Genomic DNA, 25,732 nt, shown 5'->3' with positions numbered 1-25,732 from the left:
TCGTTGCGCAAGCTCATTGGCCCCACTGGCCACGGTCAATTTTTGGGTTTTCAGGAGCGTATCCCTCATTGTCTTCTAATTTACGCCCCACTAACATATGTGGCCTTCGGTCAAAATGTAGCGAAATCGTGGCGCCGGTCCGAAAAACCCGGACCTGGCGCATTAAATCAGGGGAAAACTGCCGTTTTGAGGTGTCCCGGAAGGCTGTGGAGGTCGCGTTCCCGGCAGTGCGACCGACACCGAGCCGTCCCTTTCGGAGGGTGAGTCGCTCCCCAGCCAAACGGCTCCCCGGCCGTTTCACGGAGCCAATTGAGTGTGCGATTGTCGTTTAGCGCTTCTTCGCGATAATCAGGAAATGTTGCGCCAGCTGTCCAGGAACGTGAAGAGTTCTGGACGCCTTCTCGAAGGGCTCCATCAACGCTTCACACACCCTTGGCAAGAGGTTACCCGGCCGGGGCAGATAGCCGTAAGGTACCATCTCCTCGACAAGGAACCCCGACGCGGTCAGGAGCTCCTTGAACGTCGCCGCGCTCAGCGTGTGGCGAACTGTGCGTCCAAACAACCGATTGAGCAGCCGGGAGGCCATGCCGATGGGTGAAGTCGCATTCATGTGAACGTTGCACACAAGTCGCCCACCGTCCTTCAGATGCTCATTTATCGCCTTCAGCGCATCCCGCTTCAGTTGATCCTCGGCGTTCAGGAAGAAGCGAAATGCGGTTGTGACGTCGAAGGTCTCGCCGAGGGGCCGCGTTGTCATATCGATTTGAAGCAATCGCACATTGGGCGGAACTTGCGCGCAGTCGAGCATGGATTTGGAGACGTCGACGCCGACCACCTCGCCGAAGAGCCCGGCAGCAACGTTGGCGATGCGACCTGTTCCGCATGCGAAATCGAGGCAGTTTCGGCCGGCTCCGCCCATTGGGCGAAGAACGTCCAGGATCAAAGGTTTTTCGATTTTCTCCCAAAGCGCGCCATAGTAGCCGGACTCGTGCGTTTTGTTGTATTGCGCGCCGTAGCCCGGCGCGCAATGGCTGGCCCTGTAGTCGTGCGACACCCTGTCGCCCTGCGTGTGGACCTGTTGGTTGGACGTCAGCTCCTGCCAAATTCCGGGCTCACCGGTCTGCGGCTTGGCCCGTGGAACTCGCGATGCTGAAGGCGTACCGAAAGCGTAACTTGCCGACTGAGCCATCTGAACCGTGTTCGTCGGCGGCGGCTTCACCCCATGCCTGGAATTGAGCCTCACCTGTATCTCCCGTTCTGTTGTGTTCGACACCCTGATCGAACAAGTAGGCTCCCCACCCATTTTATCGGACTGCGACTGAGGCGGCCTATTGGATTGCCGCGCTTTGCAGATCACTGCTGAACCTGGCTTCGACAGTATCCCCCGGCATCACGATCGTGTCTTCGTCAGCCGACAGCTTGCGCCATTCATCGCCGACCTTGCGGACGATCGTGACCTGAGCCCGGATTGTTTCGCCGGCAATCGGCAATGGCTGGGCGGACGCACCGGTCGGTTGCAGCTTCTCGCTGGCGGCGTGGAGCCTGGCGGTGACATCGGCCAGCCGCGCGTTGGTCTCCTTCAGATCCGTCAGCAAGGCAATCCTCCTTTGATTGTCATTGCGTTCGTGCTGCCTGACATAGTCCTCCTGCTGGCGCCGCGCTCTCATGAGTTCGACCGAAGTTTGCAGCGCACCGCTCGACGACAGAAGCAAGGCGCGCCTGACATCGGCGAGCCGAGTGTTGGTCAGATTGCCTGCATCAAACGCCTTGGTTACTTTCGCCAGGTCTTCCTGATCCGCCTTCACGCTCTCGGCCTCGACCTGTTCGCGCTTCTGCAAAACCTCGATTTGGTCGGCCGCATCCTTCTCGCCCCTCTCAAGAAAAGCCTGCTCCTGCTGGAAATCGCTCAGCGCAATCTTCAGCCCCTCGGTTTCAGCCTGGGCGATCGCGGCTCCGACGCTGGGCGACAGAGGTGACCCCTGCGGCGTCTGCTTGTCGAAATCCGCCTGGCCCTGAAGTTCGGCGCGGACACGGGCGGCGTGAAAATAGTCTTTGGTGTAATCCCCCCAAAGTGTTTCGTAATCGCGCCTGAGATCAACCGGATCGGGGCCTGTTTGGCCCGCGCGTGACCGCAAAAGGCTGAAGCCGCCGGAGACGGCAAGCGCCTGCCGTACGGTCATGAGCGGACGGTAGGCCTGTTGTCCCGGGGTGAGCACGTCGCCCATCACGTAGATTGGACGATACTCCACGATGATGGCGGTCACGTCGTCTGGCTTGACGACAACCATCTGCTCCCGTCCATCGGCCAGACGCACGTGAAAGATCTTGGTCGGCAAAAGCGCTTGCATGCGCGTCTGCAATTGAGACGCCGTGAGGCCTGCGACCATGATCATCCCGGCTTCGGGAAGGGCGATATTGCCGTCCATCTGGACCACGGCGCGCTGGGCTCGATCCGGGATCGGCGCTATCCCTATCTCGACGGTATCGCCAGGCGACAGTTGATAGGGCTCGGCTTCGCCTGCGGCGGCCACCGATGTCAGGGACATCACCGCAACCGCGGCAAGAACGGTTCGTTTACTGAAGGCCATTTGCGACAATCTCCTTCTGGTTCGGCACCGGCTCCGAAGGCCATTCAACACGGGTAACGAAATCGTATACCGGGCCACCGGGCACACCCCAATTGCTCGACCAGATCACCTGCGAGCCGTCCGGCGAGGGCGAGGCATGCGTCTCGCTCCAGTAGTCGAAGTGGGCGTTCTGCGTTTCCACGATACGGCGGACCTCTCCGCTGCCGTCAGTGCGCACCGCAATGACCTGCTGCGCGTAAGGCGCCCAGTCCGGGTGCTGCGATACTTCGGCTGGCGTCCCGCCATAGCTCAGAAACACCCAGCCGGGCCTGTCCAGGGACCTGAGCGACGCATGCATGGCCTCGCCATATTTCATCAGCGACGTGACCTTGCCGTCGGCCAATCGGCGCTTGATCACCTGATATATGTCGGGATCCGATTTGCTGATCCCGACATATATTTCGCTGCCGTCGGCATCGACCGTCATGTCGCCGTGACCGGGCCGGTGGTGCTCCATCCACTTCTGTTGCAAGACGCCGTCGATGGAAAAGACGAAGGTCGGTTCATGGTCGTCCGACAATGCCTGTGAGCACACAATATTGATTCCGAGCGGAGAGATCGAGCAGGAGCCGGTGGTTCCCGGAAGCGCGGTAAGATCGATATCCGGGAATTTCCGCCGCTCCTTGAGGTCGTAGCCGAAGACCACCGCTTTGCCGTCATTGCGCGTTGCACGCACCGCAATGCGGTCGCCGTCGCGGCTCGGATTGCCTTTGTAAGGCCCGAACTGAAGTTTGCTGTAGGCTGCCGTGTCGAACACGACATCCTCATGATTTGTGCGTGGCGCCCAGGTCGAAATCCGCCGGCCAGCAACGCAGATCATCAGCTGGGGATCCCTTGGATGCCATTCGCATTCAGTTTCATTCGAGCGGTCGCGGTGGAACAATGGCACGTAGCTGTGCCCGTCGAGAAAGCACATGCCACCACAACCATTGACGATCACGAGAAGGCTCTGATCAGCATTCCAGGCCTGTGCACTCGAGTAACGGTGGGTGCAGTATTTCTTCCCGCAGACACCCGCGAGGCCGAGAATTCCGGGTTCGGTGATCCGTACGAAAGTCGCGCCGGACCAGGGATCCGTTGCTTGGCCAAGATAGTCCGGCAGGTTTTTCACCGTTTGCGATGCGCTGCTTTCGCGACCCCCGATCATATGAATAGTCGCGAACATGGCACCGGCAATCAGCAGCAGTGCCAACATGTGCCGGCGGAGCAGGGTCATGTCATGTAACCCATTTCGCGCCGTACCCGGCCTTCACTAAGGCGCGCGCGCCACCATGCGATCGTTCGCTCCAGCCCATCGCGCAGGCTGGTCTGCGCCTGCCACCCGGTCTCGCCTTCAAAACGCGAAGAATCGGCGAGCAAGGCGCGAACCTCCGAATTTTGCGGCCGCAAACGCCTTTCGTCACGATGGACCGGTTTCTTGGAACCGCTTAGTTCGAGGACAAGATCCAATACGTCGGAGATGGTCACTGCGCGTTGGCTGCCGGCATTGTAGGCGTGGCCGAATTCGAGCCCGGCCAGGCCCGCGGTCTGGAAGGCTGCCGCGGTGTCTTCGACAAAGGTCAGGTCACGGATCGGGCTCGTATCGCCGACCATGATCGCGGGGCAATTCGGATCGAGGGCCTGCCGGATGATGGTCGGCACGATGGCGCGCTCACTCTGGCGCGGACCATAGGTGTTGAAGGGCCGCATGATCACCACGGGGACATCGAACGACCTGGCGTAGGACTCCGCCATCATGTCGGCGCCGATCTTGGATGCCGAATAGGGCGACTGTCCCTGCAACGGATGCGTTTCGCTGATGGGCATGGTCTGGGCGGTTCCATAGACCTCGCTCGTGGAGGTATGCACAACCCGCTCCGTCTCCCATTGACGCGCCGCTTCGAGAACGTTCACCGTGCCCAGGATGTTGGTTTCCACATAGGACTGGGCAGCCGCGTAGGAATATGGAATCGCAATGAGCGCGGCCAGGTGAAACACGACGGCCTGACCGCGCACGATCCGGTTCAGGAAGGCGCTGTCGCGGACGTCACCGCGGACGAGCTTCAGCTGGCTGCGGATCTTGTCCGGCAAATCGTCCAGCCATCCATGGCTGTCGAAGGAATTGTAGAGCGCCAGAGCCGTGACATCCGCGCCGTTGCGGACGAGCGCCTCAGTGAGATGCGAACCGATAAATCCATCCGCGCCTGTCACCAGAACTTTCTTGCCATTGTAGCTCATGACTGCGCATTCCCTTGGCTGACTGGAGCGCTTTCCTTTTGGGGTTCATACGTCGATCGGCTGTGATGGAACCCAGCCGACAACCGCCAGGACGCCACGCGCCATCCACACGATGTCGGAGACGATGGTGCGCTGCGGATAATAGGAGAGGTCGAGTCTGGCCTTGGCGGGGAACATAACCTCCCGATAAAACAGGATCGGATCCGCGGATCGGGGGAAGAAATGCGCCTCGTGCCGGAAGAGAACCTGGGTTGGCCCCAGCAGGCCGGGCTTGTATTGCAGGACGGCCTCGAGGCCGCCGCGGAAACAATCGGCGAAAGCCATGCTCTCGGGTCGTGGCCCGACGATAGCCATCTCGCCTTTGAGGACGTTCCACAGCTGCGGCAGTTCGTCGAATTTTGTTGCCGCGAGGAACCGGCCCACCGTCGTCATACGGCTGTCGCCCACGACGGTCAGTGCGAGGCCTTGGGAATCGCAGTTCACACCGAACTTGCGAAATTTGTACATGCGGAAGGGTCGGCCACCAGCGCCAATGCGGGTCTGTGCGAACAAGATCGAGCCACCGCCTTCGAGCAGAAGCGCGCCGGCGATCAAAAGCATCAGCGGTGCAAATATGATGAGCGCGGCGCCCGCGACCACGAGATCGATCGAGCGTCTTGCCAAGCCGTGAGCGGTGCTTGAGACGAAGTGCCGGTGAAGGGAAAGGTCCAGTGCGCTCATGCCGCAGTTCCTGCTTGGGCGTCGCCGTTGAGTGCGCTTGCGAGTGCAGCCACAACCGCCTCGGCGACAGTCGAGGTGATCTGGGGGTGCAATGGGATTGTCAGTTCTCGCTGAGCAAAGTCCTCTGTACGCGGCAGAGTGATGCCGGGATAACGCTCGCGATAGAACGTCATTTGGTGCACCGGCGGATAGTGAATCGTGGTCTGTATCCCCTGCGTCCGCAATTCGTCGATCACGTCCTGCCGCCTTGCGTAGCGCGGCAGAAGGACCGGCATGATGTGGTGAGCCGACGTCCGGGGTTCGCTGAATGGAATGGTCACGGCCGGGCAATGCTCCGCGATGAGGCGCCGATACAGGACGGCCAGGATACGTCTGATCTCGTTCCACTCTTGCAGGTTCTGCAGCTGGACCAGCCCAATCGCCGCCCGCATCTCGTCCATGCGGTAGTTGAACCCGAGCATCGTGACATCATATTGCGGGGTACGGCTGTTCAGCCGCTGATGGGTCCCGCTGGTCATCCCGTGCCCGCGGGCCTGGCGGATTCTGTCTAGCAGATCGGAATCACGGGCGATCACGGCGCCCCCTTCCGCCGTTGTCATGTTCTTGTTGCCGTAGAAGCTGAAGGCGGCCGCAGTGCCGAACGTCCCCACTTCCCTCAGGCCGGGCGCATGTGCGGCGTCCTCGATGATATGGAGCCCTCGAACCCGGGCGAACCGCTGCCATTGTTCCCGATTGGCGAGATAGCCCGCGAAGTGAACGAGGATGACCGCCTTTGTGCGTGATGTGCACCGCGCTTCGGCTTCCGCGAGCGACATCAACGGCACGTCGACCGACTCGATATCGACGAAGACCGGAGTCGCCCCTACATAAAGCACCGCATTCGCGGTCGCCACGAAAGTCAGCGACGGGACAAGTACTTCGTCGCCAGGTCCTATTCCCAGTGCATGCAGGATGAGATGAAGCGCCGCGGTGCAGGAACCGACCGCCACGCAATCTCGCGCGCCATGCATATCGGCAAAGGCCAGTTCGAAAGCGCGCACCTGCTCACCCATGGTAAGCCAGCCGCTGTCAATCACCTTTGACAGGGCTGCCTTCTCCGGCACGCCTAGGATCGGGGCGCTTACCAAGAGCATGTTGACCTCCTAAAAATCCTTGTGGTGGGTTCGGCCTCTACATCCGGATTTTCATGCGGCCGCGGCCGCGACCTCGATCGAGGTCGACTGCTCTTCCCAGGCAATCGCCTGCGCATTCTGGAAGTCGTCGACGCGACCGATATCGAGCCAGAGACCGTCATGCTTGTACACGTGTACGGTCGTGCCGCCCTGCATCATCTGCAGCATCAGGTCATCGAACCCGAATGGGATGCCGGAAGGAATGAACCGCAGGACATCCGGGTTCATGCAGTAAATCCCCATGCTGACGAGGTGGGAAAGCGTCGGCTTTTCCCGGAAGAGCTGAACGGCATTGTCGACCTCGTCGATGACGCCGAAATCCATCTTGATGAGGCGGCAGGCCGTAGCGATCGTAACCGGATCCTTGTGCATGCGGTGCGCCGCCACAAACCGGCTGAGGCTCAGGTCGGTAAGAACATCGCCGTTGAGCACGACAAAGGTGTCGTTCAGTTCATCCCTGATCAGAGAGAGAGGCCCGATGGTGCCCAATGGCTCCATTTCCTGCGTGTATTTGATCTTCAGATTCCATTGCGATCCGTCGCCGCAGACGCTGCGGATCAGGTGCCCGAGATACCCGGTCGTGATATAGACCTCCTCGATGCCGTTGCGCCGCAGCCACTTCAGAAGCAGCTCAAGAACGGGCCTGGCTCCTATCGGCATCAAGGGTTTCGGTAGGACCGAGGTGAAGGGCCGAAGGCGCGTACCCATCCCACCACATTGAATCACCGCTTTCATCCGATCCTCCTGATTTGCAGTTGCCTGTGTCCGGGCATTTCGTGTTCGAGCTCATTCGGACCTGGCATTCCGTCAAATCCGGCTCGACCCTCGGCGGCAATCCGAACATCATACTTGAAGGGTATGTGACAGCCGGGGCGGCTGTCGTCGTGCATTCGAATGGTACCGATCCAAAGCGTTTCCGGTATTAGATAACCGCGAGATCAAGGACGGACCCAAGCATCTGGACCTGGCCATGAGACCAATGAAGCCGAACGAGTCCTGCGATCAAAAGGCAGCGATCCGCCAAGTGCCGGGACCGTCCTGCGCACCCTCGGTGAAGGCAGGTGCCGCCATCAAAGCGCCCTGCCGCACACCGAACATTGGAGACGGGCACTCGATATCGCTCGGCAGGCAGGCACGGGACGCCAGGGTTAAAAAAAATAACGACGGCTCTCACAAATTAGTACTATATTAGCCATGTGTGATGTGCGTGGGTTGGGACGCTGCGACCATCACAGTGATGTGATGACCAGCGGTTGGCTACGACTTTGGACTCACCGCGGTTCCGATCATCACAGAGGAATGGGAGGTTCCAGCGAGTATTCTCGTCTGGAACCGGGCAACGCGTTGGGGTAGTTCAATGTATCGGATCGTCATCGCCGACGATCACGGCTTGTATCGTCGCGGCCTTCGGCTGGCACTTTTGGCTGGAATTCCAAACGCCGAAATATTCGAGGCCGCGTGTTTCGATGCTGTGGTCAATCTTCTGGAGGAGCAGGCATCCATCGATCTTGCGATCCTCGACCTGAACATGCCTGGGCTGGTTAACCAGGAGGTGCTCAGCGACGTTCTCTCTGCGTATCCTCACACACGTTTTGCGATCGTTTCCGGGGACGATTCCCGCTCGGAGATCCTGACCGCTCTGTCGATCGGGCTTCACGGTTACATCGTCAAATCGCAGAAAGACGAAGAAGTCGTTCTGGCGGTAAATGAGATCCTTGCTGGCCGGATCTATGTACCATCACTCTTGTCTCGAACGTCTGCCGACCAGAGAGCGTATGCAGCCCTCCCCTCGGCGAAAAATCCAATCCGTCATCGCATGAGCTCAAGCGATCTTGGCAGACTGACATCGAGGCAAAGGGACGTCCTCAAGCTGATGGCGGAAGGGTACTCGAACAAGGAGATCGCCCGCAATCTGGACATTGCCGAAGCGACAACGAAAATCCATGCCGCCGCCATTCTGCGCGAGCTCGGGGTGCGAAACCGGACTGAAGCAGCCGTTTTGCTGCAAACGTGGATGTCGAGAAACGTGAACTGATGTTTGCCACCCGAAGCGGGAAGCGGTTCGGGCCGGCATGCATGGGATAGACTTGGGCGCGCCCGAAGAAACCGGCGCGCTTTCGGAGCGGCAAGAACTACAGCTCAATTTCCTTCCGCGATAACCGCAACGAATATCGCAGTCCATATTCCGATATTTCCAATTTCGGCGAATGCCCGACAAGCGGCGTGCCGTCCACGCCGATTATCATGGACCCGAACCCGTGGCGCACGACGTTTGAGTTCTTCCGACCTCCCGATTCCACCCAATCGAAAACCAGATCGTCCCCTGCGCCGTCGGATGCGAATTGCCACTTAACTCCGACCTTGCCTTGTGAGTCACCCAACGCGCCGTGTTTCACGGAGTTTGTCGTCAGTTCGTGGAGGATCATCGCAAAGCTCTCTGCGACGCCACTTGGCACTGTGAGTGAGGGACCACTGACCGTTACGTCCCGCGTCTCCTTGAAGGGCTGCAACTCCTGAGCCACGAGATCGTGGAGCATCCCCGACAGGCTCTTATGACGAGACAGGATGAGATGCGTCGCTTCCAGCGTTTTGATCCGATCGATCAGCATCTCCTTGTATTTGGCAACGTCGTTCTCGGGAACATTGATCATTTTTACCAGGGCCGTGATCACCGGGAACAAATTGCTGAACCGATGGCGGTCTTCGAGCATGATGCGCTCGTGCTTCTTCACGGCGGCGCGAAGAAGCGTGGTCTGTCGACGTTCGGTCAGATCGGCCGCCACCCCGATGCGCATTGCGCGGTCGCCATGTTCTTCCTGCCGTCCGCGCAGAGCAACCCAGCGTATGTGCCCATCCATCCGCCGGACACGAATCTCGACGTCGTAGTTCACTGCCTGCGAGGGTTTTGCCGAGGCAGCCAATTTCGGCCAGTCTGCCGGATGGACCACAGCCGATAGTTCTTCCAAGGGGCGCACGGGCTTGGAGGGCAGGCCGAGAATGTCCCAGAACTTGCCGGAGCCCGCGACTGTCCCCTCCTTGATATCTATCCGCCACGTGCCCAGGCGTCCGGCAGACAGAGCGAGATCGAGCCATTCCTTCTGAGCCCGGAGGGCCTCGCGTGCGGCTCGTCGCTCGGAAATATCGTCGACCACCACGAACACGCTTTCGGTGGATGCCTCGTCAGGCCGCGACGAGGACAGGGCCAGACGGGCCCAGAATGCCTTGCCGTCCTTGCGCAAGACGCGAATATCGGCAGCGGACGACGCGGCGCCATTATCCAGATCCTTCAACAAGGCCCGCACGGCATCTCGATCGTCAGGAAGAACGAGTCCTTCCAGCTTCAGCTGGGCAAGTTCCTTTTCTCCATAGCCGGTCATCTCATAAAAACGTCTGTTCGATTGCAACAGTTCGCCACGTCGATTGGCATTTGCAAAACCCAAGGCAGCGCGCTCGAAGGCCCAACGATAGCGGCTCTCGGCTGCATCGATGGCAGCGAGCCTCGCCTCCGCAACCTCGAGCGCCCCGCGCAAATCCTGTCGCAGGCGATAGAACACGGATGCGATCAGGCCACCCGAGACCAGAAGGAAGATAGCGCTCGTCCAATCTTCAGCTGAGAGTTGGGCGTTGAGGACGCGCCGCATCCACAAGCCGGCGGCGGCCATGAGAAGCGTTGCCGCGATGGCAACCAACCGCCCTTCGAGGTACACGATAACAATAATTACGGGGATAAACGCAATAAACGTCGCACCCTGGCCGACATATATCGTACTTATCGCTTCGAGTATTATCGATCCTGCAAGCACCAATAGCGAAGCCACATGAGCCGACGGGGTGCTTGACACGTTCGATTTGAGCCAGCGCAGATACAAACCCATGCGCCCAGACTACAACCTTATGTCTAGCTCGTCGAGACTAGGCCGCTAGGGGGCAGCCTAATACCACTGCCCGATTGCCATGCCTTTGCCTGCGAATAGAATCAGGATCGGCAGGGCACTTCAGGAAGCCATATTCAAGGAACGCTGCGGAAAAACCTTCCGCAGATTTCTACGGTTGTGTCGAAATTCGAGTGGAAGGAGCGCATTCCCGCCAGCAGGCGGAATTTAAAGGCAAGTAAATCACACAAAATTTACTTGGGTCGGTAGCAACTAGGGTTGGGGTAGAAGCGATGACACTGATCGAGAGGCGCAACGAAACCGTTGCAGTCAGCCAATACATTGTATTGAAAGATACTCGTCACGCACGTCCGATACATCTTTCGGATCGGCCAGACGCCAGACCTGGCGGGCCGCAGCGACGCAGTTTGGAATCCATAACCGGCATGCTTGAGCGCATCGGCTGCGGCTATCTTGTGCTGGACCGCGACAGGAAAGTAATCGAGTGGAACACAGCCGCGCAGGAGACGCTTGAGCGCCAGGGCGAAGCGGCTGATACGGCCGTCGAGCTGTCCGCGGGGCTAAGGCGGCTGGTCGCAAATGTTCCGGTCCATTTCCAGCCGGGATCACTCTCATGGGTGGTGATCCGCAGCAGAGGCGACAGGCCTGTGATCCTGAATGAGGCGTGCGTCGTCACACCCGACGGGACAAGCATCGTCGCATTGCTGGACCGGGAGAACACATCGGCGGCCAACCCTCAGACCTTGCAAAGGATGTTCGGTTTGACCAGCGCGGAAACGCAGCTTGCATTGCGCCTGGCGCAAGGCGATGCACCGCTGGAGATTGCTCGCAGCTGGCATCTCAGCCGCACGACGATCCGCTCCCAGCTTGCCTCGCTGTTCGCCAAGACCGAAACAAGGCGTCAGGCCGAACTGGTTGCTCTTCTGGGGCGCATTTCGGTCCTGCCATGAAAGAGTGATTTCGGCGGGCGTCAGGACCCGTCGAATTCAGCAGACCGAGATATATTGCCATGGCAACGCGGCTGCAAATTCTGCGGCCGCGGTTGCGCAGATTGCAAAACTCGCGGTGCCATCTCCAGCCTGTCGACGCGCTATCGAACTCGGGCGGAGCGCGGAATCTCGTAATTGGAGTGACCTGCCATGGTCGAAACAAATTCGACGGTCCACAAGCTGGCTGAAACCGCTCGTACGCGGTCGGACGGTGCTGTACTGAAACTTGCACGCGCGGGACCGATCGTCGTCACAGGCGCCGCCGGATTCATCGGGTTTCATGTCGCGTTGCGGCTTTTGCGGCACGGCCTTGTCGTTGTCGGCGTCGACAATTTTACGCCCTACTACGACGTCAGGCTAAAGGAGGCGCGATTTGCGCAGCTCTGTGCCGAGCCGAGGTTCACTCCCATGCGGATGGACCTGGCTGACCAGGCGCAGGTGAAGGCGCTGTTTTCCGACTTCCAGCCAACGCACTTCGTGCACCTCGCCGCCCAGGCTGGGGTGCGTTATTCGCTCGCCGACCCGCATGCCTATGTGCAGTCGAATGTAGTCGCGTTTCTCAATGTTCTGGAGGGCTGCCGGCACGCCGGCGTCAGCCATCTCGTTTATGCCTCGTCGAGTTCCGTTTACGGCGCCAATCGAAGCATACCGTTTTCCGAGCACCATGGCGCCAGTCATCCGCTCAGTTTCTATGCCGCGACCAAAAGCGCAAACGAATGCATGGCGCATTCCTATAGCCACCTGTTCGGCTTGCCGGTGACAGGATTGCGCTTCTTCACCGTCTATGGTCCCTGGGGCAGGCCTGATATGGCAGTCTATACGTTCACCCATGCCATCGCCGAGGGGCGCACGATCGAGATTGCCAATGCCGGCCGCGTGTGGCGAGATTTCACCTATATCGACGACATCGTAGAGGGGGTGGTTCGCGTGCTCGCCGCGCCGCCTCGTCCGGATCCGGACTGGGACAGCCGCACGGCTGACCCCGCCACCAGTTCGGCGCCATATCGGATCTACAATATCGGCAATGACCGGCCCGAAGAAATCAACCGTCTGATCGCGATCATCGAAACTGCCCTTGGCCGCCGCGCCCTTCACGTCAACGTGCCTTTACCTCCAGGTGACGTCCTGAAAACTCGCGCCGACGTCAGCGACCTCCGCCGCGCTGTCGGCTTCGCACCGGCGACGGCACTGGAGGACGGCGTGCAACGTTTCGTGGAATGGTACCGGGATTTCCATGCAAGCCCCGTCGGCCGAGAACGACATGCGTTCGTTCAGGCATAGGGCGAGACCACGGGAGGCCGGACGGCGGGCACACCGCCGGTTCGGTCACCCGACCTATGGCTGACGCGGCGCGCCTCCCACCAACACTCCTTCAAATGACGCATACGGACCACAGGATGCAAAGGCCGCGTCGGCGGCGGGCGCGATGGTGTCGGGGGGCGGGAGACCATCGATGCGTCTTTGGGGCCAGGCCGCCGCTGACCTGCTCCTTCAACCATGTTGCAGGCACAGGGCTAGCGGTCGCAGGCCGATCGATACGCCGGCGCCGTCGTGAGGGACATCATCGATGGATAGGCCACCTCATTTGCCGGCCTTCAATAACCAGTTCCATTGTTGGCCGCCAATCGCGCTTGGCCTGATCGAAAGCAGGGCAGACACCAAGCCAGGCAGGATCTTCAGTCGCTTGCCGATATAGACGGCCATGGCAACGTTCCAGATGGCCAGGGCAAGCGCGACACCGACAGCCGCGCCAATTGGGCCGTATATCTCGACGCCCACGGCACAGGCTATGATGTTGGCGGCCGCACCGGCGATCATGGTCGTTGCCGCGGCCCATTCGTTTCCGGTCATCGCCAGCAGATTCTGCTGAGGCCCGCACAGCGCAACGAAAACATAGCCCAAAATGAGCACCCGCGCGATTGGCGCTCCCGCAGCAAAGCCCTCCCCGAAGAAGCTCAAGAACGGCTCGGCGATCATCATCATTGGGACGGCCACCGCGATGGCGCCGCCCGCAGACAGCAAGGTGGCCCGCGCGAACAGCTGCTGCAGGCCTTTATGATCGCCTCTGGCGTGCAGATCGGCCGCTGTTGGCGAAAACATGGTAGCGACAGCGATGCGGGAAAGCCCCACAAGCATCGCCACATTCAACGCCAGGGCGAAAATACCGGCCTCACGGATATGATCGGTCCAGCCCAACACCAGCACGCCGGCACGACTGACGAAGACATCGAGGCCGGTGATGAGCATGAGCGGCGGGACCGCAAGCCACCATCCCCTCGGTTCGTAAGCGGGCTGAGCCTGCCGCAGGCCAGGTGGTTCAAACTTCCTGGCGGTGATGAACACCAGCCCAACAGTGATGGCGGAACTTGTCAGCACCGCCAGCATCACCTGCGGCGCGTGCACCGCCCACAATCCGGACTTGGCCATGATCGCCACCAATACCAGCAGCAGCCCGTCTCGCACGATGCGCTCCGGCAACAATGCCGAAACGACGCCGCCGAAAGCACGCACAAGCGTAGCGCCAATGGCATAAGCGGTAATCAAGGGTACGGCCGCCATGCCAAGCATGGTGCTTATCTCCAGTCCTCTCTGCGTATGATCCGGTTGCGCCTGCTCTGAAAAGAAGAGGACCAAGGCAGCACCCGCCATCCCGAACAGCGTCGCCGCGAGCAGCGATCTTCGCAGGGCGAATTTTATCACCCCCCGCGCCAGATCAAGCCTGCCGTTGGCTCTATAGGCGGGCACAAAACGCAGCAAGGACACATTGAAACCAAGCGTTGCCAGATAGGCGAGCACGGAGGTCCAGGCTAGAACGTAGGCATAGATCCCGTAGTCGTGAGGCCCGATGAGGCGCGCAATGGCCAGCTGTGCAAGGCTGGTCAACCCGGCACCTCCGATGTAGATCAAGAGGGCGAAGACGCTCGCCCTCGCGAGCCGCGAGCCGACGTCCTTATTTCGCCGGGGTGTGGCTATTGGAAGAGCACCGGCGGGATGACCCGGAGACTTTCGAGACACGCGACTATCGATTGCCGCAGCATGCGCAAGTGGTGCGCCTTCTTTCTGGTCTCGATTTGCGAATCCTTTATCCATCCGTGAAAGCGCGGAAATGATTTGCTTCTCGACCTTACAAATACTTTTGAGCCCAGATTGACTGTCGGCGTTCTCGACGGAAACGACACTTCGGCCAGAAATCGCGAGAAGATCGTTTATCGATTCGAACACGCCAAAGGCGCTCATATTCACGTCCAAGTCGGCCTCGAAAATCCGCTCCGCCGGCGGCTCGTGCTCCATCCGATGTCGGAGGCGACTCTCCACGACCGCAGATGGCACCACCAGCCTGATGGTGAGATCGGCCGGCGGCGCGAGACTGAGTGCCTTTTCGAGCGCTTCGCGGTCGGTGCCCCCATTGAACATCGCCAGCGATCCAATCGCTTGAACGTATCCTTGATCGAATATGACAATTTCGGGCGATTGCTTCGCGGCGCTCCAGCAACGCGAAAGGTGCAAGATATATCGCCAGATCCGGGCGCGCCATATTCGTTTCTTCGGCGGTATCAACTTCACCATCGACACCGAACTTGAAATATCGTCCAGTCGCCCGATCGACGATAGAAATATTCCCGCAGTCGAGAATATCGCCGATGCTATTCTGGAAACGAACAGAACGATCCCAAGGTCGAAGCTTCCGGCCCTGGTGCTGGGCTGATAGCTGAGAGCGACCTTGGCGCGATAGCCTTTCCCGCGCAACTGCTCGGCGAGCGCATGCGCAAATGTTGTTTTGCCGGATCCTGGCGGTCCGAAAAATTCAATGATCATTCTGGGGCAGGCCCGATTGTTGGAACGCAGTTGGTTCCCTGTGGCATTTTTTTTGAAGAACGCAGACGACGGTCCTCATCAAACCCTCTCCAACAGCAGGTCGGCGTTGTCCTCGAGCCTGGAGCCGGCGTACCTCTTTAAATTCACTTGGGTGAGCACACTCCCGACCGGAACGGTGACGGATCCACCGGCACGGAGCGACTCCAGAACGCCACGGGCGATGCCGCGCCTCGTCTTGGCCCAGCGAACGGCAAAAAGCACTGCATCGGCCCAGCGCTTCAGGAGCCTGGTTTCGGGACCCCCGAGTCCCAGCGGCCCGTTGATGATGACAACGTCGTAGACCGAGAGCAGTTCTTCGGTGAACTGGGATTTGTCGACCGTGGACAGAAGCGTTAGCAGATCATCCGAAGGTGCTGGAGCGGCCATCAGATCGATGCCGATTTCTGGCATTCTCGTGATCGCATCCTGGAGCACGCAGCGTTCACTCACATAGTCCCCAAAGGAGTTGTGAGCCTTGATGGTGCCGAATTCGCCACGAAACTCGTTCGTCAGGCGCGCGTCCTTGCGGTCGAGGTCGAGGAAAAGCACCTTTCCTCCCAATCGCGTTGCCGCCAGCGCCAGGCTCCACGCCAACTCTGTCTTGCCATCGTCCAGGATGCTGGACGTCACGAGGACGATGTGCGGCGGTTGCCCCCTTCCCTGAGTTGGCGCCGCAGTGACCAGAAGGGATGTCGCCGCGCGACTGAACGGCGAGTTCTGCTGGCCCAGAACCAGATGCCGCAGTTGTCTGGCGTGGAGTCCCGAAACCTTAGGAAGCAGTCCTACGCACGGGACCCCAAGCTCGGCTTCGGCTTCAGCTTCGCTGCGCAAGGTCTGGTTGAACATGTTACGGACCAGGACGAAGACCGCCGCCATCAGACCAAATACGATCATGCCGGGTGGAATCAGGAAAATTCTCGACAGGGTGCTGGGATTTGACGGCGGCCATGCCGTCGACAGGACCGCTACACCTGGCGAAGGAGCGGCGATGCGCCGTATCAGGTCCTGCTGCCGGCTAAGGAGCTCGTTGTAGTGCTGTGTCACGATGGTGACCTGCGGCTCAAGGGCACGCAAGCCGGAAAGCTGGCTCGCAGTGTCGGCCACGGCCGCGTCGAGCACCCTCTTGCGATCCTCGAGAGCCGTAACCTGGGTGCGGTAGACGTTTGCCTCGGCGGCGATGCGCGCGATGCCCTGCTCTATCTCACGGTTGATCGCTGTGCCCAGATCGCCGTCCGCAGCGGCACCCGACTGACGTGCCACGAGGTCGGCCAACACAGGCGATCCGATTTCTTCAGCGATGGCCGATACAGGGGCGCCCGCCTTTCGCAGGTCCTCGATATGGCGAAGGCGCGATTCCGAGGCGGAAAGATTGGCTTTCGACAAGAAAATCTGTCGGCCAAGTTCCGCTGTCTCATTGGCTGCGTTGTTGGCCGCGCTTTGATCAACGGCGCCATGCGTCAGCCGATACGTCTCCAGCCGATCGGTCGCGTCGACCAGGTCCCTTTGTACTTGCGGCAGGCTGGCGGCCAACGATTCCAGTTCGCGCTGATCCGATGCACGCCGTTTCTGTACGAGATCCTCGATATACACCTGAGCGAATGTGTTCGCGACAAGCGCGGCACGCGCCGGACTGGTATCGGTGAAGCCGATTGTGATGACGCGCGAGCGCAGCTCTTGTCCGACCCTCATTCCGCTCCGCAGCGTCTTCAGCGCGGCGGCATCCGCAGCCTCCGGATTTTCCACCGCCGGCTTATCCTTCGACCAGACCCGGCTCAGCAGATCGCTCACGAACGAGCCTGCGGTGGGCGGGACGGCACTGATGCCGCTTTTTCCGGCGGCGTCGGCTGCCTGCGGTTGACGCAGTGCCGTCAGAACTCGACGCAGGTGGGCTTGCGACGAGAGCATCGTCAAATGGTCATCGATGCTCGAATCCAGCGAGTCTTGAGCGGTCGCCGTAGCGTTCGAAGTGCCGGTGCTCGGGGCATCGATGATGATCTGGGTCGCCGCCTCGAACAGCACTGGACGAGCAAGGCCCGCGAGGCCGGCCAGTATGCCGCCCAGAAGGGCGACGGCAAGCAAGAGCCATTTTCCCGTCGCCAGGGTGACGACGAGCTGATGGAAGGGAGACGGCGGTTGCATGGGCTCGCGCGGCGGTCGTCTCATCCGCGGATTGGTGTCGAGCGTAGCGACGGCCATCTGCGTAGCACGCGGAAGCCTGGCGCGGCTGGCTATGGAACCTTCCATCTCAATCCCCTGTCAGTTCGATATCATAAGAAGGGCGCGATGCCGGCGCCGATGGCCGCATGGCTTCGTTGCGCCATGCCTGGAACATCAGCAGCGGCCACAAGTCACGAAAATGATCCTGGTTTCCATGCAGATGATCGCGCCAACATGCGTCGACCTTCGCACAGTCGATGACCCCGTCTCCGGACAGGCGTGTCGTGGCGATGATATCCGCTGCCCAATCGCGCAGGGGTCCTCTCAGCCAGGCTCCGACCGGAACGTCGAAACCCTGCTTGGGCCGATCGACCAGTCGGCGCGGCACATAGCGATCAAGGAGCTGGCGCAGTATCCATTTGCCCTTGCCACTCCGGACCTTGGCATCGGTTGGCAGGCGCCAGGCGAATTCTACGACGCTATGGTCCAGGATCGGGCATCGCCCCTCGAGGCTGTTGGCCATGGTGGCGCGATCGAGCTTCACGAGGATGTCGCCGGGGAGATAGCCGGTCATGTCGTCGAACAGCAGGCGTGACAGCAGGTCGTCGAACTGTGTCGCGCCGGCATTGGATGCCGCTGGCTTGTGATGAAGAAGTTTGTTGGTCGAAGATTCCGTCAGCCGCTGAAGCAGTTGGTCCTCATTTGCCGCTGCGAACAGGTGGGCGAGGCGGTTCAACCGGTCACCGCGCAATCCGTGCCGCACGTTCGCCGAAAGCGGCAGGCTGCCGAAAATGTCTTTCTGGGAGGCCTGGGCCAGTAATCCTGCCCCCGCCGCCAACATCCGCCGAATTGATGATGGCAGCTCGTGCTGCCTTCTGAGACGGGTTGCCAGGAAGTGTCGAGAATAGCCTGCGAAGCACTCGTCGCCGCCATCGCCCGACAGAGCTACGGTGACGTGTCGCCGGGCGAGGCGCGACACCAGCAGCGTCGGTATCTGCGACTCGTCGGCGAACGGCTCGTCCCAGATCCTCGGCAGTTCAGGAATGACCTCAAGCGCCGCGGCCGGTGAAAGATGAAGTTCCGTGTGATCGGTGCCCAGATGCCGTGCAACCGCGGCCGCATGAGGGGCCTCGTCGAACCCGCTCTCGCCGAACGCTATGGTGAACGTGCGAACGGGCTTCGGGGACTGCGCCTGCATCAGGGCGACGACCGTCGAGCTGTCAATTCCACCCGACAGAAAGGCGCCAAGCGGCACATCGGCAACCATTCGTTCTTTGACGGCGAGGCGAAGCAGGCTGTCGAGTTCGGTCGTAAGGTCCTCGTCGCTGCCGGCGATCGGATCCCGCTGCGCCTTGCAGGCGACATCGGCAAGCGACCACCAGCGGCGAATGCGATGCGCAAGCGAGCCGGCGCCACGGGCATTGGCGAAATCCTCCGCCGTCACCGACAGGACTGAACCGGGTGGCAGCTTGAACACGTCCTGCCAGATGCAACGGTCATCCGGCACCCACCCTTTCGAAAGCATCGTCGCCGCCGCATCGACATCGAGTTCCGGGGCGAATCCCGGGAAGCAGGTGATCGCCTTCAGCTCCGAGGCGAAGACAAGCGCTTCCCGTGTCGAGGCGACATAGAGCGGCTTTTTTCCCATTCGGTCGCGGGCGAGGTGGAGAATCCGGTTCTTCAGATCCCATAGCCCGAAAGCGAACATGCCGGCGAAGCGCGCAAGTGCCGCCTCGAGGCCCCAGCTCTCGATCGCGCACAGCATCACTTCCGTGTCGCTGGTGCCGCGGAAATGGTGGCCCGCCCCTTCCAGTTCGCGGCGCAGATCGCGAAAGTTGTATATTTCGCCATTGAAGGTAATGACATACCGGCCGCTCGCGGAGTGCATCGGCTGGCGACCCGCCTCCGACAGGTCGACGATGGCCAGACGCCGGTGCCCGAAGGCGATCCCGGCTTCACGGCTCATCCAAAGCGCCTCGCCATCGGGCCCGCGATGACGAAGGGCCGTCATCATCGGCCCGATCGCCCTGAGCGCGTTCGTATTGGCTGCATCGGGCGCCAAGAGAATTCCGGCGATCCCACACATTCTAATATCTCCTCTGGCGAGCGATCGCGGGGACCGCCTGCGGCGTTCCGGCGACAAGGCAGAGGGTCAGACAGAACCACACGATCGGATGGCGGATGATCAGGTGAGGAGCACTGAAGACAGCGATCGATGCCACGAGCGCCATGAGCGTGTCCTGTCTCGCACCCCAGGCGGACAAGGCGGCCGAGCCGAGGATCCACAGCAAGGCCAGGACCGAAATCAGGCCACCCTGAGTGTAGAGATCGAGGATCGTGCTATGGGCCTCGAAAGGCCGCGGCAGAAACTGCTGATCGACGACGGAGGGACGATCAAGGTGCGGGCCTGGTCCGAGACCCAGCGATCCGGATCTTGCTCCCTTGTCCAATGCCTCGTCCCAAAGCTGAAGGCGAAGTGCCGCGGTTTCCGCGGTTGCTTCCCCGCCCTTGTCCTTGGTGAGGCTCTTGGCGAAGTTTTCGGCGTTGGCGGCCTCGCTGAGGGCGTAAGGCGTGATGGAGACCGCCAATGGAAGGAATCCAATGGTGAACAGGAGGGCTAGTTGCCGTGAAAGGCTGATCTTGCCGCCGTCGCTAGTGAGCCATGCCCGAATCCTCAGCCCAAGAAGGATCAGGCATGCCAGGATCGTCGTATAGAGATAGGTATCGCTCTTTGTCAGCCTTCCGACATAGAAGGTGAGGATCAGGCTGGACAGCCCGAGACATCTTCCCCATGGATTGCTGGTGGTTGTGGCAAGATGCAGGGCCAATGGACCGAGGAGCGCGCAGTAGAGCGCAAGCTGGTTCGGATTGTCAGACCAACCGCTGAAGCGGTCCCAGAACCAGGGGTGGACGCCAGACTGATGGATCCAGCCGAAACCAAGCCCCACCTGAACGACAAAGCCCGCATTCGCGATAGCGATCATCCACCAGGCGATGCGGCGTAAACGGGAAGCTGCGTTGGGTTCCGCGGCAGCCAGGCAGGTAACGCAGGCCAACAGCACATACGCCATCGTGTCATGCAACAACGGATCGAGGAACAGCGTCGTCGTCAGAAAGCCGATGATGGAACCCACGCCCAGGGCAAGCGTCAGGATCACCCAGAAACATGCAAGTTTGGTGAAGGCCGGCGTAACCTCCAGTCGGCCGCCGGCAAGGATGCGGGTGATCGACAGCAATATCCAGAGCGTGAGGGACAGTTCGCTGTAGCCGAACGGCAGCCCCGGGATGCTGAGTTGCACCGCGTAGGACATTGCGATGCCGAAGGCCAGGATCACATCACGGATCATTGCCGCGCCTCACCCAGTCGGGGGGCCCGCGCACCCTCTTCCCGCGAAATCACGGGCGCGGGCCGAGCAAGACTGCCGCGGTATTTGCCACCGAGGACAGTCTTGTACAGATCGCAATACTGGTCGACGACCCACGACAGCGAAAAGCGCTCCCGCACGAGGCCGACGGAACGGCTGCCCATGATCTTGCCACGGGCGCGGTCGGACAGAAGATCGATTATTCTGGACGCCAGGCCATCGGCATCGCGCGGCGCGACAAGATAGCCATTCCAGCCATCTTCAACCACGTCATTGCAGCCGGGCATTCTCGAGGCGACGATTGGCAACCCGGACAAACCCGCTTCCAGCAGGACGCGCGGAATACCCTCGCGATACTGTGTTGGAAACGCGAACAGATCCGCCATGCCAAGGAGAGCTGGAACGTCCCGCCTTGGCCCCAGGGCGACGACGTAAGGAGCATATTGCTCGATATCGGACCTACTGACCGCGAACGGACCTTCAGAGTCCTGCGGACCGACAAGCACGAAACGCGCATTGGGCCTCTCGGAGAGGACGCGGGGAACCGCCTTGATCAGGGTCGGAATCCCTTTCTGGCGAGTCAGCCGACCGACAAAGATTACGACTTCGGCCGATTGAAGCCCAAGCTCCTCGCGCATAGCGGCGGCCGAAGGGCCACGGTATCTTGCTGTCGAGAATGCATTCGGGTCGATTCCAGAACTCCGGATCAGTCGCCCTTTGCCACGACCCGCCAGCCGATAGCGGTCGAAGAAGGCCTGATCGTCCCGATTCTGAAAGACCGTCATGGCTGTCCAAAGCGACGCCAGTCCCTGAAGGCCACAAAAGACCGGACGCAGCGCCAGCGCCCGCGGTTCCCGTGATGAGAATGTCCAACCGAGCCCATTGATGGTGCGAATGACCGGAACCTGGCCGCGCACGGCCAGAGGCGTCAGGAGGTTGGGCTTGGTGTCGAAACTTTGAACAATGTCCGGACGCAGTTCGGACATCAATTTACGGATCGCGCTGACAGCGCCCCATTCTCCACCGCCGCTGGCAAAGCGGTCGAACCCAAACCGGCGATGCGGAATGCCGTGAGGTGAAAAGGCGTCTCCGGCATCGCTCGAGACGGCAGTGACACGAAAGCCCCGTTCACGCAGCGCCAGAAGGAACGGAATTCTAAGCCGGTGATCCTCGCCTCCTATGCAAACCAGATGCGGACTCATCCTGTCCCTCCTGGATGCCGGCAGAATCCCCATCGCGCAAAACCGCTGGCCCTGTGATCTGTTTTCACGGTCCGGCGTCATCGCCCCAGTACGCACAACACCCAGCCTCACGCTAGGAGCAGGCTTGCGCGTTGTCCTCGTCTGTTTGAATGAAGCAAGGAATTGGGCGATGCGGTGATGCAGCGCAAGCGCCGTCGGATCGATGAGTTGAGCGGGAACTCATTCGTTCTAACGATGCCAGGGCCGACATGGTCGCGTACGACACGGCAAAGCCAATCAGCAAAACAAGGGGGCTGTGTTGGAGACGTCGGGGTACCCGCGTTTAGAAAGCCGTTTTCCACGTGCCTTGCCATCCGTTGGCGGACCGACAACGGATCAAGATGCTGCGACAGCTCGCAACAGCAGCCCTCCAGGCGGCTTCACATGGAAACAGGCCTCCACCCGCCCTCTGGATATGGACGGACCAACCACCCGTTTCTTCCCGCGGATGGGCGACGACTTCTCCGAAAAATCGGCGTTCTCGCACCTGGAGCGGGTTGTCGAAAAATACCCGGCCAAGATCGCGATCAGTGACGGCTCTACGTCCCTCAGCTTTTCGGAACTGCTCAACGCAGTCCAAAACCTGGCGGCAGCGATTGCCGGTTCAACTCCACCAGGCAAGGCGGTCGGGATTCTGATCGGAAATACCCTCTGGTATCCGGTGGCCATGCTCGCCGCCATGCGGGCCGGCAGGCCCGCCGTGCCATTGAACCCCCGGGATCCATTTCAGCGCCTCGCGGCAATTTCCACCAGCGCGCGGCTGGCAGCGATCATCAAGCCAGGGCCGGGCAAGCCGGCAGGCTGGCCGGATGCCCCCTCGCTTGAATGGATCGACGCGGCAAGTTGCACGGCCGCAACGCGGGATGGCAACCTATCGGCGTTGCCGCCCGAAGTGCCGGTCGATGCTCCGGCAATCGTTCTGTACACGTCAGGTAGCACCGGGGCGCCGAAAGGCGTCGTGAACAGCCAGCGGGCGATCCTCCAACGCGTTCAGCAATATGTGGATGCCTGCCACTTCGGCCCCGACGACGTCTTCATGCCGCTGACCGGGCCGGCGACGATCGCGGGATGCCGCGAGATGATGACCCCGATGCTGTGCGGCGCCACATTGTACCTCTCGGATATAGAGAGCGCCGGTATTCGCGCCGCCCGCGACAATTTCGAGAAGTGGCGGGTGACTGTCGTCTATCTCGTGCCGGCGCTGCTGCGTGTGTTGATGAATGGTTCTGCGCCCAACACATTCTCTTCCTTGCGGATCGTGCGGGTCGGCGGAGAAAAGATTATATGGTCCGATATCGACCGGCTGCGCGGCAGCGTTCCCGAGTCCTGCCTTGTCCAGATCAGCTATTCGTCCACGGAAACGACCGGCACGCAATGGTTCCTGCCGAGGGGCTACCAGGAACGCGGCGCAACGGTCCCGGTTGGCTTCGTGCTACCCGGCATCGAATACGCCATCGTGGATGAGAACGCATGCGAGGTCGCCCCGGGCGATGAAGGAGAGTTGCTGATCAGAAGCAACTACACCACGCTTGGTTACTGGGCGGATGGGGAAAACGTCCCTCTTCAGGCGAACGCCGGCAACCCCCTGCTTCGCACCTTCGCAACCGGTGATCTGGTCAAGGTCGACGACACCGGAATGATGTGGATCGTCGGACGAAAGGGACGCCAGATCAAAATCAACGGAAGGCGGGTCGAACCTGCCGAACTGGAACTCGTCCTGCGCCGGGCGCCTCAGGTGGATGATGCCGTTGCGGTGGTGACGGACGCGAACGAACTGGTGGCCTTTGCCGTCCCGGCCAGACTTGGCGGAAGTGACTTCATTGCTGAATTGCGCGACCTGATCAGGACGGCCCTGCCGCCCGCTGTTCACCCGACGCGCCTGCACAGTGTTGCCGAGATACCGCGGCTCAAAGGCGGCAAAGTCGACCGTGTCAAGCTACGGGAACTGGATCGCGCACTGAACGCGCAAGACGCCCAGAGCACGCCCATGGCCCGGCAAGCGGCAAACCCGCTTGATGTCGAAGGCACCGCGGCGGCCGTATGGGAGAGGATTCTCCCGGGCAAAAGGGCAGCCGGCAGCCGCTGGGATGATGCCGGCGGCGATTCATTGAAATTGCTGCAATTCGTCATGGAGCTGGAGACGGCTCTGGGGCGGGAACTCAACCTGGACGCGTTCACGGTCGGGATGAGTTTTGCCGATGTCGTCCGGGCAGCGTCTCCAGGGCAAGACACAAGCAGCTCGCTTGTCGAGGCTTGCGACCCGAGACCCGTCTTGTTCATTGTGCCCGGATCGATAGGCTACGGTCCAAGCCTGGCGGCCTTCGGTGCGGAGATGGGTAATGTCGCCAGGGTTGTTGCCGTACGCTACGGGGATCTGAACGATCTGCTGAAGGGACATGGCACGATACCGCGGATGGTGGATGCGGTTGTCGACCAGATCAGCCAGGCCCAGCCCGATGGCAATGTGAAGCTGATCGGTTATTCGCTTGGCGGCGGCGTCGCCTTCGAGGTTGCCGCCAAACTTGTTGCCGCCGGTCGGTCGGTCACGTTCCTGGGAATCCTCGACACCAATATCGGGCCTGGACAGCACAACTATCGTGAAAGACTCGCACGCACCGCCCAGCGCATCCGCACGCATCGAGTGACGGTGGATCGCATGATTTTGCGGGCTCTGGCAAAATTGTTTGCCCAATTTGGCGCCGAGGCTGCGCTTGCGAGGGGCATCGACTGGCTGCAATGGAGGCGCTTCGCCAGAACACGATTCATCTTGCGCCTTGAGCTTGAAGAAGTCCTGCGGATGCGTGCATTTGGCCAGTGGCTCGCGCAACCGAAGCCCACATTGCCGATTACCGCCACCGTGTTCCGATGCAGGCGCACAGGCGTTCCGTCCGACCTTGGCTGGAGTGCTTTCGTCACCGGCCTAAACATAGTTCCGATCGTCGGCGGGCACCTGGACATGCTCGTTGAACCCTATCTCAGCCACAACCGTCCGCTAATAGAAAGAGCCCTTGTGGTGAGCGGCGCATAGTGGGTGATTCGCACACCCGCAGGCTGAATCGAGACAGGATGCCCATGTATCTTGCTGACGCATCCACAACAAATCCGCTGGCACTGCCGCCGTGGCGAGAACAGCCTGGTCCTGCGTCGCCGCGCTGAAATATCCCTAAACAATCAACAAGTACCAGGCCCAGGGCAGCCTTCCCATCGCATAGGCTCTCCTTGCCATGATCAACGATTCTATCAATGGGCGCCGGTATTTGATTTGGCCCTAATATATCCTTTCCAATAGGCAGGCACGGGGCACCACCGAATTGGACGAAGGATATCTGTATGACAACCCTCCACTATGCCTCGGGTGGATCGGCCTCCGAGGTCGCAACCGCCGGGTTCAATCTTGTCGACGTTTCATCCGTGGACGAACTCAACGCCTTGCCGGCTGGCACGAAAGGTCTGGTCTGGCTCGATGAAGCCAATGGCGCAACCTCGTCTTTCATTG

General features: G+C 60.5%; 17 protein-coding genes. 4 read left to right on the top strand and 13 right to left on the bottom strand.

Translation table 11 applies throughout. The features are described 5' to 3' along the window. Positions 1-328: 328 nt before the first annotated feature. From CK226_RS33450 to CK226_RS33420, 7 genes are all read right to left on the bottom strand, one after another. Positions 329-1,243 carry a class I SAM-dependent methyltransferase gene (locus CK226_RS33450; protein ID WP_245437925.1) on the bottom strand — a complete coding sequence of 305 codons (915 nt, stop codon included), beginning with the start codon at positions 1,241-1,243 and terminating at the stop codon, positions 329-331. Positions 1,244-1,328: 85 nt separating this feature from the next. Beyond that, positions 1,329-2,588: a polysaccharide biosynthesis/export family protein gene (locus CK226_RS33445; RefSeq protein ID WP_095776085.1), complete on the bottom strand. Its 1,260-nt coding sequence runs from the start codon at positions 2,586-2,588 to the stop codon at positions 1,329-1,331. Beyond that, a complete protein-coding gene (locus tag CK226_RS33440) occupies positions 2,575-3,843 on the bottom strand; it encodes a hypothetical protein (RefSeq protein WP_095776086.1) in 1,269 nt (422 codons plus the stop codon). Before CK226_RS33440 ends, CK226_RS33445 begins: the two co-directional genes overlap by 14 nt. Beyond that, complete coding sequence (locus CK226_RS33435) at positions 3,840-4,844, bottom strand: NAD-dependent epimerase/dehydratase family protein (protein WP_019860115.1); 1,005 nt, start codon at positions 4,842-4,844, stop codon at positions 3,840-3,842. Before CK226_RS33435 ends, CK226_RS33440 begins: the two co-directional genes overlap by 4 nt. A 45-nt stretch (positions 4,845-4,889) precedes the next feature. Beyond that, the gene (locus tag CK226_RS33430; protein ID WP_095794072.1) at positions 4,890-5,564 is read right to left on the bottom strand and encodes a sugar transferase; all 675 of its coding nucleotides are present in this window, start codon (positions 5,562-5,564) and stop codon (positions 4,890-4,892) included. Then, positions 5,561-6,697 (bottom strand): DegT/DnrJ/EryC1/StrS family aminotransferase, encoded by a 1,137-nt coding sequence (locus CK226_RS33425; RefSeq protein ID WP_095776088.1) that lies wholly within the window; start codon positions 6,695-6,697, stop codon positions 5,561-5,563. Before CK226_RS33425 ends, CK226_RS33430 begins: the two co-directional genes overlap by 4 nt. A gap of 51 nt (positions 6,698-6,748) precedes the next feature. After that, on the bottom strand, positions 6,749-7,471 hold the full coding sequence (locus tag CK226_RS33420) for a sugar phosphate nucleotidyltransferase (RefSeq protein ID WP_019860119.1): 723 nt from the start codon (positions 7,469-7,471) through the stop codon (positions 6,749-6,751). 622 nt (positions 7,472-8,093) lie between these two features. Between CK226_RS33420 and CK226_RS33415 the strand changes: the two genes are divergently transcribed. Continuing rightward, complete coding sequence (locus tag CK226_RS33415; protein WP_095776089.1) at positions 8,094-8,771, top strand: response regulator transcription factor; 678 nt, start codon at positions 8,094-8,096, stop codon at positions 8,769-8,771. 97 nt (positions 8,772-8,868) lie between these two features. Here CK226_RS33415 and CK226_RS33410 read toward each other — a convergent pair whose 3' ends face one another. Further along, positions 8,869-10,611, bottom strand: coding sequence for a PAS domain S-box protein (locus CK226_RS33410; RefSeq protein ID WP_095794071.1), 1,743 nt, complete (start codon positions 10,609-10,611; stop codon positions 8,869-8,871). Between the two features lie 290 nt (positions 10,612-10,901). On the opposite strand from CK226_RS33410, the gene CK226_RS33405 reads away from it, so the two are divergent. After that, a complete protein-coding gene (locus CK226_RS33405) occupies positions 10,902-11,579 on the top strand; it encodes a helix-turn-helix transcriptional regulator (protein ID WP_095794070.1) in 678 nt (225 codons plus the stop codon). Between the two features lie 258 nt (positions 11,580-11,837). Then, the gene (locus CK226_RS33400; protein WP_095794073.1) at positions 11,838-12,899 is read left to right on the top strand and encodes an NAD-dependent epimerase; all 1,062 of its coding nucleotides are present in this window, start codon (positions 11,838-11,840) and stop codon (positions 12,897-12,899) included. Positions 12,900-13,199: 300 nt separating this feature from the next. Here the strand turns inward: CK226_RS33400 and CK226_RS33395 are convergent, their stop codons facing one another. From CK226_RS33395 to CK226_RS33375, 5 genes are all read right to left on the bottom strand, one after another. Continuing rightward, on the bottom strand, positions 13,200-15,434 hold the full coding sequence (locus CK226_RS33395; protein WP_095794069.1) for a polysaccharide biosynthesis C-terminal domain-containing protein: 2,235 nt from the start codon (positions 15,432-15,434) through the stop codon (positions 13,200-13,202). Between the two features lie 78 nt (positions 15,435-15,512). Beyond that, a complete protein-coding gene (locus CK226_RS33390) occupies positions 15,513-17,717 on the bottom strand; it encodes an exopolysaccharide transport family protein (protein WP_095794068.1) in 2,205 nt (734 codons plus the stop codon). A 1-nt stretch (position 17,718) separates the two neighbouring features. Then, positions 17,719-19,716, bottom strand: a complete 1,998-nt coding sequence (asnB, locus tag CK226_RS33385) for an asparagine synthase (glutamine-hydrolyzing) (RefSeq protein ID WP_095794067.1) — start codon at positions 19,714-19,716, stop codon at positions 17,719-17,721. Position 19,717: 1 nt separating this feature from the next. Further along, positions 19,718-20,977 carry a polymerase gene (locus tag CK226_RS33380; protein ID WP_095776095.1) on the bottom strand — a complete coding sequence of 420 codons (1,260 nt, stop codon included), beginning with the start codon at positions 20,975-20,977 and terminating at the stop codon, positions 19,718-19,720. Beyond that, entirely contained in the window at positions 20,974-22,197 is a 1,224-nt protein-coding gene (locus CK226_RS33375; protein ID WP_095776096.1) for a glycosyltransferase, read from the bottom strand. Before CK226_RS33375 ends, CK226_RS33380 begins: the two co-directional genes overlap by 4 nt. Positions 22,198-22,651: 454 nt before the next feature. Between CK226_RS33375 and CK226_RS33370 the strand changes: the two genes are divergently transcribed. Continuing rightward, positions 22,652-25,264 (top strand): AMP-binding protein, encoded by a 2,613-nt coding sequence (locus CK226_RS33370; RefSeq protein WP_245437924.1) that lies wholly within the window; start codon positions 22,652-22,654, stop codon positions 25,262-25,264. Positions 25,265-25,732: the final 468 nt, after the last annotated feature.

The organism is Mesorhizobium sp. WSM4311, from assembly GCF_002295115.1.
Taxonomy (GTDB): Bacteria; Pseudomonadota; Alphaproteobacteria; order Rhizobiales; family Rhizobiaceae; genus Mesorhizobium.
Note: the sequence above shows the minus strand (reverse complement) of the source record. Positions and strands in the feature narration are given on the sequence as shown.